Here is a 13,090-nt window from a genome sequence, read left to right as displayed (position 1 = left end):
ATGAACTAAGGGACTATTTTACATTTAAAAAACGGACATTTTTTTGACAGCAACTAAGCAAAAAAGCTACTAAAGTATTAATTTTCTTAAAATAAATTAAAAAAGAAATCAAATGAGTACTATATACAAATCTAGTTAACATAATGAGGTATTATCGGTATTAAAAAGGATCTTCAATTGAAGATCCTTTTTGCTGCTTGTTCCATTAAAGCGCCCTTTAATAAACTCTCTTCATCATATCCATTGTTCCATAAATCATTTAATTCCTTAAGGATTTCTTTTGCTGCAATCCCTGGGGTAAGATCCTTGTATTTATAAATATGGTCTGGTACCTTAATACCGAGTTCATATGCAATATTATCCGCATCTTCAATTGTTCGGATAAAGGAAGTACCTAATAAATGAGGTTGAAAGATGCCACAATTAAATATGCCCTGGCTCCCATAGTCCTATCAACGTCATTTCGTGCAGCAGACAACTGTGTGACGATATCTATACAGTCTTTTCCCTGCTACATAATTCCTAGAACTCGTTTAATTTGTCCTTCAATTCTCTTTAACCGATTGATGACGGTTTTATCGTATTCCATATTCTACCCACCCTCTATTTACAAACACAATCACTTATCTCATAACTGGTTACCTTAATTCCTTTTCCAATTAAGAAGCGCAGCCCCAAGTTTACTTCTAATTTATCGGTAGCAATTACATGAATGTTTTCATGTGGGATTTCTTTATTAACACGTTTCAAATATGCATAAAGGATATTCAAAGCATCTCTATTGATATCATCCCGTTTTTGATTATAAGCCCTTATATCTAATAAAATGGCGCTATGCTCTTTCCTATTATTCTTTTGGTAAAGAATGTTTTTAACAGGAACATAACTTTTATACAAATTCGGGACCAAAATCACGACAAATAATATGATTAATTGAAAAATCATATCCACCAACTATGTTTCAATTTATCACATCACACAATACCTAAAGGGGTATGTTGTCAAGCTAGTTAATCATATATACAGTTGACTGCGATGTAGATACATCAGTTCCTCCTAGTATATATTTTTCTATATTTTAGGAAGCACATAAAGAATATTTAACTCAATTATTCAACTCAGTTGAAATTTAATCCTCGGGGTGCTTTAGCATCAGCCTCTCTCTTTTACCTACAAACGCAGAAAACACATATTTCTAATGAATAAAGCCGATGATTCCTACTTAGGAATCATCGGCTTTTTACAATTAACCTGAAACGAATAGAAAGGAGGGATTTAATAGAATTATACTCCCTGCTCCTTCTCTGACACTTGAACGCTTAGTAAACCATTTTTGCAAGGCTGTTCAATTGTTTAACCTCATTTAACTTATCAGGGCATTACTGTGTTATTAATTCGCATACAAACGATATTGGTCGCTTAATGTATCTCCATTACCGTAAATATAGGCTTTTGAGCCGGATGTATAGGTAGAATTGTCGTACTTCCATTTGATTCTGAGACCCATGTTCCCGCCTGCTCCATATGTGTTCTCGCCATTCTTCTTAATATATTTAGAAAAGCTATCCCACGTCCGGGGACCAACCACACCATCCACTTTCAATTGGTTTTCTTTTTGATATTTCTTTACACCCGCTTCGGTCTTCGGCCCAAAAATTTCATCAACGTCAACCACTGCGGAATCCGTATAAAAACCCATGACATTCAGGATATACTGCATATTTCTTACTTCCACCCCATGAGTGTCCTTCCGCAAAATCGAGTTTTTATCCCAGCTTTCCGGGTGGTGAAATCCTCCAGCAGATGCTGAAGCGGTTGAAAAAGAAATCCCCAGGGCCATTGCTAATACTACCATACCAGTAAGTAATTTCTTCATAGCGCCATCTCCCTCTTTTTTTGTGCATCTAAACCATTTTATTTCCCCTCAGATTGTATATTCCCCTTCCGACCATTGTCCTGTTTTGTTCTGCTAAAAAGCAGTGTCACCAGAAGGACCACAGAATAGGACAAGGTAGTTATTGGACAAATATGAGAATGTAGAACCTTTTACAAAGAGAAAAACACAATAGCCCAATTTTGAAATTCCAAACCATTAAACCCTGACTCGATTTTCTTTAGCGATTATTTGTATCCAATAGTAGAAAATCAAAGGTTGGTGCATTTCAACAGAATATCGCTCCATCAAAAAAAAGGACCTAATCGATTAGGTCCTTTTTGACTTTAGTCTATTCGTTTCAATTTGGTGAGCTATAAACTTAACACTGTGATAATGTTTATCCCTATTAACTTGCTATCGTTTCTGAATCTTGTCCTCTTTTAAGATTTGGTAACTTAGAGTCTATAGATAGGAATCCACTTCCATTTAATACCAGGTGAAGTGCAATTATCATAAGAATGAGATCTAATTCGAAACCTGTACCTTCTCCATTCCCCATAAAACCTGATGGAAATTTCACATAAACAATTGCACCAGCCATAATGATTATAAGGAGGGCAGAAATTATCCTTGTTCCAAGACCTAAAATTAAAGCAATTCCTCCAACCAATTCAATTGTACCAACTACATAAGCCATAAACCCGGGAATGCCTATACTTTGAAACCATCCTGAAGTGTTTTCCAATCCACCTTGGAATTTTGACAGACCATGCAACAAAAATGTAACTCCCAATATTACTCTTAATAAAAAGGTACCGATTTCCTGTTTATTCATGACACATCTCCTTTTATTTTATTTCACACTACAAAGTGTAGTGTAATGGTGTAAAAAAATCAAGTGAAAGTCATCCGACAATCACTATAGTCATTCCCAATAGTATAATCAAAACATATATAGAAACAAAAATCGTGGTAGTATCAGCCCTCAAAGGAATTGATTTATGGGGATCGACTAATTGCTGAAGTCTATAGTTAACCGATTCATTCGAGAAGTGGACAAGGACAGGAGAGGATTTATCAGAGCAACAATGTTTAATTAACTTCAACAAAGCAGCACTTATGCCTAATTCAGTCCCCATTTTATTAATCGCATATTCATCGGCTAATAATTCACTTATTATTTTGTAATTTTTATAACACCATTTTGTCAGTGGGATAAACCATAACGCATGTGAAATCAACTGTAAAATGAAGATTACCAGCGGATCGTATTGTTTTTGGTGAAAGGCCTCATGCTCTACTACCGCTTCTAGCTCATCAAAGTCCAATAATCGAATTAAACCAGTACTGATAACAATGAATGGTCGCCTGAAACCAAGTGTAAACGCAAGAGGTTGATCAGCATTCACAACTAAGATATCTTTGTTGACCCTTTTGAATGTTTCATTTATAGACCTTGTCTTTTCAACATTTTTGTAGATAAAAAGCTTTTGTTTAAACCTTCTGGATAAGAGATATTGCTCTGCAATTTTGAATAGGGTGCTCAAAATACTATAGGCTATTACAATATTGAGCAGTGTGATGACCACAAAGTAGTATACTGAACCTTCCCTGAATAGACTAAAGCAAAATTTAAAAAAGTTGGCTTTAATATTGACTCCAAAAAAGATGTGTGCCAAAAAAGCTCCCATTTGGCTCCATACTAAACAGGCAATTAGAAGACTCAGGCTTATCACAAAATAAGACTTTTTCCTCCACATTATAATTTATCCTTTTTTAATGATTGAATCTTTTGTTCCAATTTTTCAATTAAACCTTGGTCAGCGTCTTTCATGGCATCTAGCATATGGCTAATTACAGCCCCGCCAAATTCATCCAGCAAATTCTCAGTAAGTTTCTTTGACTGCTCTTCTAAAAACTCCGCTTTAGACTGAACGGGGCGAAATAATGAAAGCCTTCCTTCAGACCGCTTTTCAAGAATGCCTTTTTCAACCAGTCGATTCATGACTGTCATTACCGTATTAAAGTTAATAGGCTTATCAAGCTCCAAGGACTGTTGAACCGCTTTAATACTCTGTTCATTTTCATCCCATAAATATTCCATGATATTAGCTTCCAAAGGACCAAAGAAACGATTCAGTCCAACTTCATCATATTTAAAATTTTTAATATTCATTTTTTACCCTCCCACTACGAATTGTAGTGGAAATCCTTGTTAGAATCAAGTTTCAACCGGAAGATTAGATCTAGTATATTCGAAATTCCTACTGGGCCGGCACAACCGAAATTGTCCCCCCTTCTTGAATCTATACCTGCCAACCTTTATCATTAGCTTCAATTGCTTTTCCAGCATCAATAGTTTCATAAAAACAGATCCCTTTTCTTCTTAAACGGGCATGAATTCTCCATAAAAATTGGCTTTAATTTAAAAAAAACGAGCCTTTTGAGGCTCGTTTCACTAATTAATAATTAACTCTTTGTTGCAAGTTTCTCTATTTCATCAGAATTATAAAAATGATATCCTCGTGCCGTCGTTTGGGCCGCAGCATACATTGCAGCAGCTACTTTGTTTGCTTCTATGGCACGATATGGACGTAATGGGCCCACAAAGAGAAATTTAGCAAAGGAACTTAGCATACCAGAAATCTTTTCACCTGACCTAAATTCCTTTCGTTCTCCAAGAAGTAAGGATGGGCGAAATATATGGACAGAATTCAATTCTAGGTGTTTTAGTGTTCCTTCCACATCGCCCTTAACACGACTGTAGAAAAACTTTGATTTGGAATCGGCTCCCATGGCTGTTATAACGAGTAATTTTTCAACACCGGACGCTTTCGCCATTTTAGCTGCCTCGATTACATAATCATAATCGACTTTACGAAAAGCTTCCTTCGATTTTGCATTCTTGATCGTTGTACCTAAACAAATGAAAACATCGGTGACGTTGAACAAATCGGCACACTTGGATAAATTTTCAAAATCCACAACATGTCCTGTGCACTTGGGTTCCGTGATTTTCATTTCCCTTCTTGTCAGCAAGTGGATTTCCTTATAAATTTTGCTGTTGCTTATCTCTTTAACCAACTGGGTACCAACCACACCTGTAGCCCCTAAAATCAATGCCGTCTTATTAGTCATGATTTCCTTCTTTCCTTCATTAGTTCCTGAATATCATCCAGACCCATTTTTTGACGCTAAACAAACTAAGTTAAATGATTCACTTGATTGAAATCATCTATTATCCAGGAATCGACATCAAATCTAATCGTACTCAAACATGCATTGAACAAACGCATTTCGTTGGAAACGATAGACTCGTTTGACATCAACCGTAAAATGAAATGAATGACAGCGCCATGTGCAACAAGTATAACTTTCTTTTCGGGATACTCCTTTTGAATTTCCTGGAGCCCATTCATCAGCCTGTATTGTAAAGAATCCTGATTTTCCTGACCCGGATATACTTTATCCTTGAATGCTGCTTTCCTTTCAGCCGCTGTCATTCCTTCAGCGACACCAAAATTCTTTTCTATGAATTCCATTTTTTCGATAACCGGGACTTCAATATAATGGGAAATGATATCAGCCGTTTCCCTTGCCCTTTTTAGAGGGCTTGAAATAATTACATCCCAATCCTCTTTTGACAAAAATTCACCACATTGCCGTGCCTGTATCTTTCCTAGTTCATTTAAAGGGATATCAGTCTGCCCCTGAAGTTTTCCCAGTGCATTCCAATCTGTTTGACCATGCCGTACTAAACAAATAGTAGTAATTGTCCTCAAACCCCTCTATGTAGATTGTTATTTTATCTCTTCTTCTATGATGGAGTGTCCTTCACTCTGCTCGAGATCTGACCATTTCCACTTTTCATGCAAGCGTATCCTTCCATCAGGCAGCATTTCAGGGGTGGAAAGACAGCTACCTCCTCTAATTTCACCTTTTTCATTGATATGATTATACCTGAATTCCAGAGATCCATCCATATTTACAAGCCCTATTAAAGTTCCCTTAACAACCTCTCCGCCCTGATAACTTGCTGAAAGAATTGAACCTTCTTGTGAATAGTGGAAGGATGTACTTCCTGATACTTCTCCATTTTCAGAATTGACTTTAGCTCTGAATATCCGTCCATCATAATTAATCATGATCATTCCCCCATATTAAATTAATAAGGATAATGATACCAAATTAATAAAAAAAAGAATATTTAAAAATCTTATAAAAACATAATTCGTCCTCAATGTTTATGCCACAAAAAATACATAATATTTCCCATTGAATTCTTCTATTATTTTGTGGTTAGATTATGGAAGATGTTACAAATGGTATGAACATTCCCAGAGGTGAAACATCTAAATTAACTTGAAGATATTGGTGAGGTGCTCATTTGAAAGAAATACTTCTGATTCTACTATTACAACTTATTTATGTTCCGATTTACACGCTGCGAACCATTTTCTTAGTAAAAAATATTACCATACTTGCCTCGATTCTGGGTATCGCAGAAATGTTAGTATACGTTTTTGGCTTATCCCTTGTATTTGGCGGTGACCAAAGCATACTCGCCATGGTTGTATATGCAGTCGGTTTTGGAATCGGAATAATTTTTGGTACGAAAATTGAGCAAAAACTCGCCATCGGTTTTATAAATGTAACCGTTAATACCCAAACCAAAAATGAACCCTTAGTTGATACATTGAGGAATAATGGATTTGGTGTCACTCTTTATACGGGCGAGGGCAGGGATAGCAACCGTTATCGAATGGAAATATTGACAAAACGCAACCGGGAACAAGAATTGATAGCAACCGTTGAAAAGTTTGAGCCTAAGGCTTTCATCATTTCATATGAACCACGTTATTTTAAAGGTGGATTTTTACTGGACCGGTTGAAAAATAAAGCAAGCTGAATATATGCAAAAGCCCATCTATTAAAGATGGGCTCAGACTGTAGACAATCTCGAAGAAAAGCGAGTTTATCTACAGTTTTTTCTTTATAATCGTTACAGTTGTTTTCAGAAATCCGCTCCCTTTCCTCCGACTGTCTGCCAAGCCTCCTCGCCGCACGCGTCTTTGGTGTCTCGGCCAGCCACTTATTCGGCAGGAGTCTTGCAAATTTCTTCAATCCAGTGAGGGTTTCGCCCTATATAAAACAGTAAAAAAGTATAACCAAATCTTGTTTTAAAATTATGGTTATAATTCCCTTGAGTTGACCACTATGCTTTCGAAACATCAAACTATTCACCGAGACAAATTGAAATTATCGCTTTATACCACCTTGTGTCCCCGTCACCTGGAGAAATGTATTCAGAAGTAGGGCACCCAAGTATTGATCCCTCGATATTAATAAAACTCTCATTTAACCTTTTGTCGACAAACAGAGCCCATCTATTAAAGATGGGCTTTTGCATTATTTGGTTTTTGATTTTTTAATCTTAACTGCCCTAGTAACCGGTTGTTTTTTAATCCACTTTACGTATTTTTTTAATGCTTCATCATCTTTCAGCAAAACCACGTTATATAGGCGGATCGCCAGCTCTCGGTTTGAATACAATGCGTGAATCTGTTTATGACATGGTTTACAGAGATAGGCAATTGGTAAAAGGCTTCCTCCTAACTCTCTAGGAGGTTAAATGATGGATGGTCAGTTCAATCTCACCCCTGTCACAAAGCTCACAAGTACCTTTCATCTCTTCACTCGACCGTTAAGGCTTTACGGATTTTCCTTCTTCAACAATATGAAACATCAAATGGGCAAGATGGTGGATCGGTCCATACTCTTCATTGTCATCATCTTCTTCATCTTCCACTTCTTCTCCTTCAACTTCCACTTCATCCATGCCTTGTAAATAAAGTGCCATGAACTCATAAAAATCATTTTTAGTAAAGGAGTAACAATCACTTGGATCCTGGTTATCTTCTTCATACTGTAAAACAAGATGAGATAAATCACCCTCATCATCTTCTGCATCAAAAAAAACGAAATAACCGATATTTGTATCCAGTTCAAATAACCTGCGAAAACCGCGTGATGTTGTTTTTTCAAACTCAGCCGCCGTCAATTTTTGCACTTGCATGCTGTCTACATTATCTTCTTGATGAAAGCCCACGATAAATGTGTTCATAGTCTACCTCCTATTGAATATGGATAACCATTAGTATCCCCATTTACCCGGATTTATTCGATTTAGAGGGTAGTTTCCAAGACAACCGGGCAATGATCACTTCCCATGACATCGCAGTGAATGTTAGCCTCAATTAAAGAATCCGTCAGCCGTTTTGAAACAATGAAATAATCGATTCTCCAACCGATATTTCGCTCCCTTACTTTTGCCATATATGACCACCAAGTGTAGGCACCTTCCTGGTTAGGATAAAAATGGCGAAATGTATCGATAAACCCTGCATCAAGTAATTCAGTCATCTTTCCACGTTCTTCATTAGTGAATCCGGAATTCCCAATATTAGGTTTCGGGTTTTTCAAGTCGATTTCCTGATGTGCAACATTGAGGTCCCCACAGAAAATAACCGGCTTAACCATATCCAGTTCTTTAAGATAATCAATCATCCCATCTTCCCACTCAAGACGGTAATCAAGCCTTGATAAATCCCTTTTCGCATTGGGTGTATATACATTCACCATATAGAAATTCTCGAATTCCAATGTTATGATTCTACCTTCGGGCTCCTCGTCCATCTCCCCAACACCATATTTCACTGAAAGCGGTTTTTCCTTTGTGAATATGGCTGTACCTGAATATCCTTTTTTCAATGCATAATTCCAATATTGATGGTACCCTTCCAATTCAAGTGAAATTTGCCCTTCTTGAAGCTTAGTTTCTTGAAGGCAAAAAATATCTGCATCCACATCTTTAAAGTAATCTAAAAATCCTTTTTTAACACAAGCTCTAATTCCATTCACATTCCAGGAAACCAATTTCATATTCGCTTAAATTCTCCTTATGGCCAACTAATTTCATTACATTTCCACTATACTATTTATCTGCTTTTTTTCCCATTAGAGTATATTCGAAAACAATCTGGCAAATGATTCTTTTGAACGTTCCAGTAAGCCACGATTGTTATAACTAATTAGATCTAGTTTGTCACTATCGATCATATCCTCTTTATAATGAGTGACAAGATCATCAATGGAACAGCTGCCCATAAGAAAGACATTCACCTCGAAATTCAGATGAAAACTCCTCATATCCATGTTTGCCGTCCCTATGGAAGCCATATCACCATCTACGATAATAATTTTCTGATGTAAAAAACCCTTTTTATACGTGTATACCTCTACACCGAATTGAAGCAGCTCCCCGAAGTAGGAGCGGCTGCCATATTGGGTTAAAAACCCATCATTTACTGCGGGTACCATAACCCTAACTTGTATCCCCTTAATGGCGGCATGTTTAATTGCTGCTTTAATCGCTTGATTAGGTACGAAGTATGGACTCGCTATCCAAATTGATTCAGTGGCGCTAGTGATAAGCGAATAGTAAAAATCACTCATGATTCCCTGTTGTGTATCAGGTCCGCTCGCAACTACCTGGACAGCTCCCTCCCCTTGTTTAACATTATTTTTGAATACCGGACGTTTCTGCAATACATCTTCCCCACTTACATATTCCCAATCCAAAAGGAAAACAGTATGAAGCATATATACTGCTTCACCTTTTAGGACCATGTGTGTATCTCTCCAAAATCCAATGTTTTTGTTTCGTCCTAAATATTCCTCACCTACGTTTAAACCGCCTACAAAGCCAATTTCCCCATCAATGATGATGATTTTTCGATGATTCCTAAAATTAAACTTTTGATTGAAAAAACCGTGTTTCAGAGGCGAAAACGGATATGCTTTTATCCCTGCATTTTTCATCCTCTTTACTTCATTATTTGAAAGGCTTAAACTACCGGCGGCATCAAAAATGAATAAAACTTCCACACCATCTTTTGCTTTTTCAATTAGGATATCTATTATTTCCGTCCCCAGCCTGTCTGAACGAAAAATATAATATTCAATATGGATGAATTTTTCAGCCTTTTTTAACTGTTTGATGATTTCTGTAAACGTTTCGTTCCCATTTTTCAATACTTCCGTTTGCGAAGATGTACTTATAGTGGTCTCAGAAGCATTTTTGGCAAAAGCTGCGAATGATTGCTGATGATTATTCAAGAACGTTAAATCTGGCGATGATACATGAGTGACAAGACTCTTCCATTCTTCCCGATCTTTTTTTCTTTTACTTCTAAACAAATACCCCTTTAAATAGAGCTGTCCTGAAAATAGATAAAACACATATCCAAATACAGGGAAAAACAAAAGCACGTATATCCATAAAAGGGTCTCGTGAGCAAATCTATTTTCTAGCATGAGTGAAAACATGGTAACAAACACGACAAAAATATATAATCCAATAAAAAATAGCTTCACGTTGAAGCTGACATGAGTGAACAGGATCATATAAACCGCAGCCATTAAAATAAATAAAAATACAATTTCCATTCTTCTTCTTCTCATCTTTTCATTCTCCTACACAGCAATATTTTATATATATCTAAACATATACCCATATTTGATGGTAAAAGAAACAAAACACTTACGAAGACTCTTTTCGCAAGTGTTTTGTGTATTTCCTATCCAATTATCACTTCATGACAGGAATCAGAGATTCATATAGCTGCATATACTTTAAGGAAGATGAAGTCCAACTGAAGTCTAACTTCATTGCGTTTTCGACCAGATTCCTCCATCTTTTCGGCTGGAATTTGTACAGCCCAACAGATTGTTCAATTGCATGAAGCATATCGTGAGCATTATAATTCGTAAAACTGAAGCCATTCCCCTCACCAGTAAATTGATTATACGGAATGACCGTATCACGAAGTCCGCCTGTCTCCCTCACCAACGGCAGAGTACCATAACGAAGCGCTAATAGTTGGCCAATACCACATGGTTCGAATTGGGAAGGCATCAGAAATAAATCAGAACCTGCATAAATGCGCCTTGCTAAACCCTCATCAAAATATGTATTTACTGAAACCTGATTTGGATATTGGTCAGCTAAATGGCGAAATGCAGATTCATATTGCTCATCACCCGTACCTAAAAGGATGAATTGAATCCCTTGATTCATCATTTCATGAAATACATGGAGAATAAGGTCGATTCCTTTTTGATCAACAAGTCTGGTCACCATTGATATAACAGGGACTCCATCATTGACCGGAAGATTCAGCGATTCCTGTAACTGACGTTTATTCTCCATCTTACCCTCATAGGAGTCAAATGGAACAGGAAGATGTTCATCTTCCTCAGGATTATATTCCTCATAATCGACACCATTGACAATCCCTTTAAGGTCACCATTCCTTTTCCTTAAAAACCCATCCAGATTTTCCCCAAAATAGGGACTTTGAATTTCTTCCGCATAACTTGGGCTGACAGTTGTGACTATGTTAGAGAAAGCTAAGCCAGCTTTCAAATAACTGACATTCCCATGGAATTCAAGACCATCGATATTAAAATATAACTCACTCAAATCCAGTAATTCTGCTAAAACAGCTTTAGGATAAACTCCTTGATAGCGTAAATTATGTATGGTAAATATCGTTTTAATATCCTGATAGAAAGGATGGTTATGATAATGAGCTTTCAGCAAAACACTGACAAGGCCAGTTTGCCAATCGTGACAGTGTATGACATCCGGCTTTTCTTCTAAATAGGGTAAAGCCTCTAATACTGCACGGGAAAAGAAGGCGAATCTTTCGCCATCATCAAAAAAACCATAACTCCCATGCCTTTTGAAATAATATTCATTATCCAGGAAATAATATGTAATTCCATCAGCAACAAGTTTTTCGATACCACAAAATTGCTGGCGCCAACCGACAGGGACCTCGATACTCGTCATATGTTTCATTTCTTTTTTGAAGCGGTTTGGCAGATCCCCGTATTTAGGAAGGATTACACTTACATGGACACCCTGTTTTTTTAGCGCTTTCGGGAGCGCGCCTATAACGTCTCCGAGCCCTCCCGTTTTTATAAAGGGGGCGCATTCTGAAGCAGCAAATACAACGTTCATTGCCGCACCTCCTCTATTAAATTACTTCCGCTTTTTTTATTACAGTCGGCTGTTTTAAACCAATTACGGATTTTTCACTAGTAATTTTCACTTCTTTATCGGTAATGATATTTTCTACGATAGCGCCTTCTTCGATCACGCCTTTTTGCATGATGATGCTATTTTTTATAATCGCGCCCTTTTTCACCTTTACCCCACGGAAGAGAATACTGTTTTCAACAGTCCCTTCAATAACACAACCGTTGGCTATCAATGAATTCGTAACCTTCGAAGAACTTGAATATTTGGTCGGTGCCTCATGTTTGATTTTTGTATAAACATCCCAAGTATCCCCGAAGAAAGAACGGATGACCGAAGGGTTCAGGAAATTCATATTACTGGAATGGAAACTTTCAATGGAATGGATGAACGGCATATCTCCAGTAAAATTGTAGCCTTTGACGGTAAAACGATGAAGATTGGCTTTCACAGCATCTTTCAAAAAGTCATATTCTCCACTGGCAACACAGCTTTTGATCAAGTTCACCAAAAGGGTTTTACTTATGATGAAGGTTTCTAGACAAACATGGTCACCAGGTCTAGGGATTGTGTAGAAGCTAATGTCAGTGATGTCTTCATCCGAATCTACTGAGCAGGTGTGATAGATTGGTTTTTCAATCAGTTCCCCTTCATAATCCTTGTATACCACCGTGATATCCGCTTTATGTTTTTTATGATAATCAAGCACTTCATTAAAATCCAATTTGCATACATGGCATCCAGGGGAAATGATGACAGTATCTGCCTCTGCACGTTCGAAAAAGCTGAGGTGATCGTAGAATTGCTTCATATCGCCTGTTACCGTTTCATCCGGATGGATAGGGGGCAAGATGTATAATCCTCCTGAACGCCGATCCAAGTTCCATTCTTTACCTGATCCAAGATGATCCATAACCGAGAGATATTTTTCCTTTGGAAAAACGGCCACTTTCGATACATCCGCATTTATGAAGTTAGACATCGTAAAGTCAATCAAACGGTAGCGTCCACCAAATGGCACCGATGCTACATTACGGTGAGCAGTCAGATCTTTTAAATGTTGTTTTTCATTGATTAAGTTAATAATACCCAACACGTTTTCCATAGCA

General features: G+C 37.2%; 14 protein-coding genes and 2 pseudogenes. 1 reads left to right on the top strand and 15 read right to left on the bottom strand.

What is annotated here, in order from left to right; translation table 11 throughout:
* Nucleotides 1-403: 403 nt before the first annotated feature.
* The 9 genes and pseudogenes from QUF86_RS18745 to QUF86_RS18705 form a co-directional block, all read right to left on the bottom strand.
* A pseudogene (locus QUF86_RS18745) lies at nt 404-589 on the bottom strand (metal-sensing transcriptional repressor); the annotation flags it as partial.
* A gap of 14 nt (nt 590-603) precedes the next feature.
* A complete protein-coding gene (locus QUF86_RS18740; protein WP_289335179.1) occupies nt 604-945 on the bottom strand; it encodes a sulfurtransferase in 342 nt (113 codons plus the stop codon).
* Between the two features lie 445 nt (nt 946-1,390).
* On the bottom strand, nt 1,391-1,876 hold the full coding sequence (locus QUF86_RS18735) for a peptidoglycan-binding domain-containing protein (RefSeq protein WP_289335178.1): 486 nt from the start codon (nt 1,874-1,876) through the stop codon (nt 1,391-1,393).
* A gap of 406 nt (nt 1,877-2,282) precedes the next feature.
* On the bottom strand, nt 2,283-2,711 hold the full coding sequence (locus tag QUF86_RS18730; protein WP_289335176.1) for a DoxX family protein: 429 nt from the start codon (nt 2,709-2,711) through the stop codon (nt 2,283-2,285).
* A 70-nt stretch (nt 2,712-2,781) separates the two neighbouring features.
* Nucleotides 2,782-3,636 carry a M56 family metallopeptidase gene (locus QUF86_RS18725; RefSeq protein ID WP_289335175.1) on the bottom strand — a complete coding sequence of 285 codons (855 nt, stop codon included), beginning with the start codon at nt 3,634-3,636 and terminating at the stop codon, nt 2,782-2,784.
* Nucleotides 3,636-4,052, bottom strand: coding sequence for a BlaI/MecI/CopY family transcriptional regulator (locus QUF86_RS18720; protein ID WP_289316298.1), 417 nt, complete (start codon nt 4,050-4,052; stop codon nt 3,636-3,638). The genes QUF86_RS18725 and QUF86_RS18720 overlap by 1 nt, the downstream gene beginning before the upstream one ends.
* 293 nt (nt 4,053-4,345) lie before the next feature.
* Entirely contained in the window at nt 4,346-5,014 is a 669-nt protein-coding gene (locus QUF86_RS18715; protein ID WP_289335174.1) for an NAD(P)H-binding protein, read from the bottom strand.
* Nucleotides 5,015-5,079: 65 nt separating this feature from the next.
* A complete protein-coding gene (locus QUF86_RS18710) occupies nt 5,080-5,649 on the bottom strand; it encodes a histidine phosphatase family protein (protein ID WP_289318371.1) in 570 nt (189 codons plus the stop codon).
* 27 nt (nt 5,650-5,676) lie between these two features.
* Nucleotides 5,677-6,021: an avidin-fold protein gene (locus QUF86_RS18705; protein WP_289316296.1), complete on the bottom strand. Its 345-nt coding sequence runs from the start codon at nt 6,019-6,021 to the stop codon at nt 5,677-5,679.
* 242 nt (nt 6,022-6,263) lie between these two features.
* Here QUF86_RS18705 and QUF86_RS18700 point away from each other — a divergent pair, with 242 nt between their 5' ends.
* The gene (locus tag QUF86_RS18700) at nt 6,264-6,785 is read left to right on the top strand and encodes a DUF2179 domain-containing protein (protein ID WP_289316295.1); all 522 of its coding nucleotides are present in this window, start codon (nt 6,264-6,266) and stop codon (nt 6,783-6,785) included.
* Nucleotides 6,786-7,285: 500 nt separating this feature from the next.
* On the opposite strand, the pseudogene QUF86_RS18695 reads toward QUF86_RS18700, so the two are convergent.
* The 6 genes and pseudogenes from QUF86_RS18695 to glgD all read right to left on the bottom strand — a co-directional run bounded on the left by QUF86_RS18695 (nt 7,286) and on the right by glgD (nt 13,086).
* Nucleotides 7,286-7,565 (bottom strand): annotated as a pseudogene (locus QUF86_RS18695) (HNH endonuclease).
* 15 nt (nt 7,566-7,580) lie between these two features.
* Nucleotides 7,581-8,000 carry a cytosolic protein gene (locus QUF86_RS18690; protein WP_289335173.1) on the bottom strand — a complete coding sequence of 140 codons (420 nt, stop codon included), beginning with the start codon at nt 7,998-8,000 and terminating at the stop codon, nt 7,581-7,583.
* 62 nt (nt 8,001-8,062) lie between these two features.
* Nucleotides 8,063-8,818, bottom strand: a complete 756-nt coding sequence (locus QUF86_RS18685) for an exodeoxyribonuclease III (protein ID WP_289335172.1) — start codon at nt 8,816-8,818, stop codon at nt 8,063-8,065.
* 75 nt (nt 8,819-8,893) lie between these two features.
* Complete coding sequence (gene cls / locus QUF86_RS18680; protein WP_289335171.1) at nt 8,894-10,399, bottom strand: cardiolipin synthase; 1,506 nt, start codon at nt 10,397-10,399, stop codon at nt 8,894-8,896.
* Between the two features lie 127 nt (nt 10,400-10,526).
* The gene (gene glgA / locus QUF86_RS18675; RefSeq protein WP_289335169.1) at nt 10,527-11,963 is read right to left on the bottom strand and encodes a glycogen synthase GlgA; all 1,437 of its coding nucleotides are present in this window, start codon (nt 11,961-11,963) and stop codon (nt 10,527-10,529) included.
* 16 nt (nt 11,964-11,979) lie between these two features.
* Nucleotides 11,980-13,086 (bottom strand): glucose-1-phosphate adenylyltransferase subunit GlgD, encoded by a 1,107-nt coding sequence (glgD, locus tag QUF86_RS18670; protein WP_289316289.1) that lies wholly within the window; start codon nt 13,084-13,086, stop codon nt 11,980-11,982.
* Between the last annotated feature and the right edge of the window lie 4 nt (nt 13,087-13,090).

Origin of the sequence: Peribacillus sp. NJ11, assembly GCF_030348405.1 — a bacterium.
Classification (GTDB): Bacteria; Bacillota; Bacilli; order Bacillales; family DSM-1321; genus Peribacillus.
Note: the sequence above shows the minus strand (reverse complement) of the source record. Positions and strands in the feature narration are given on the sequence as shown.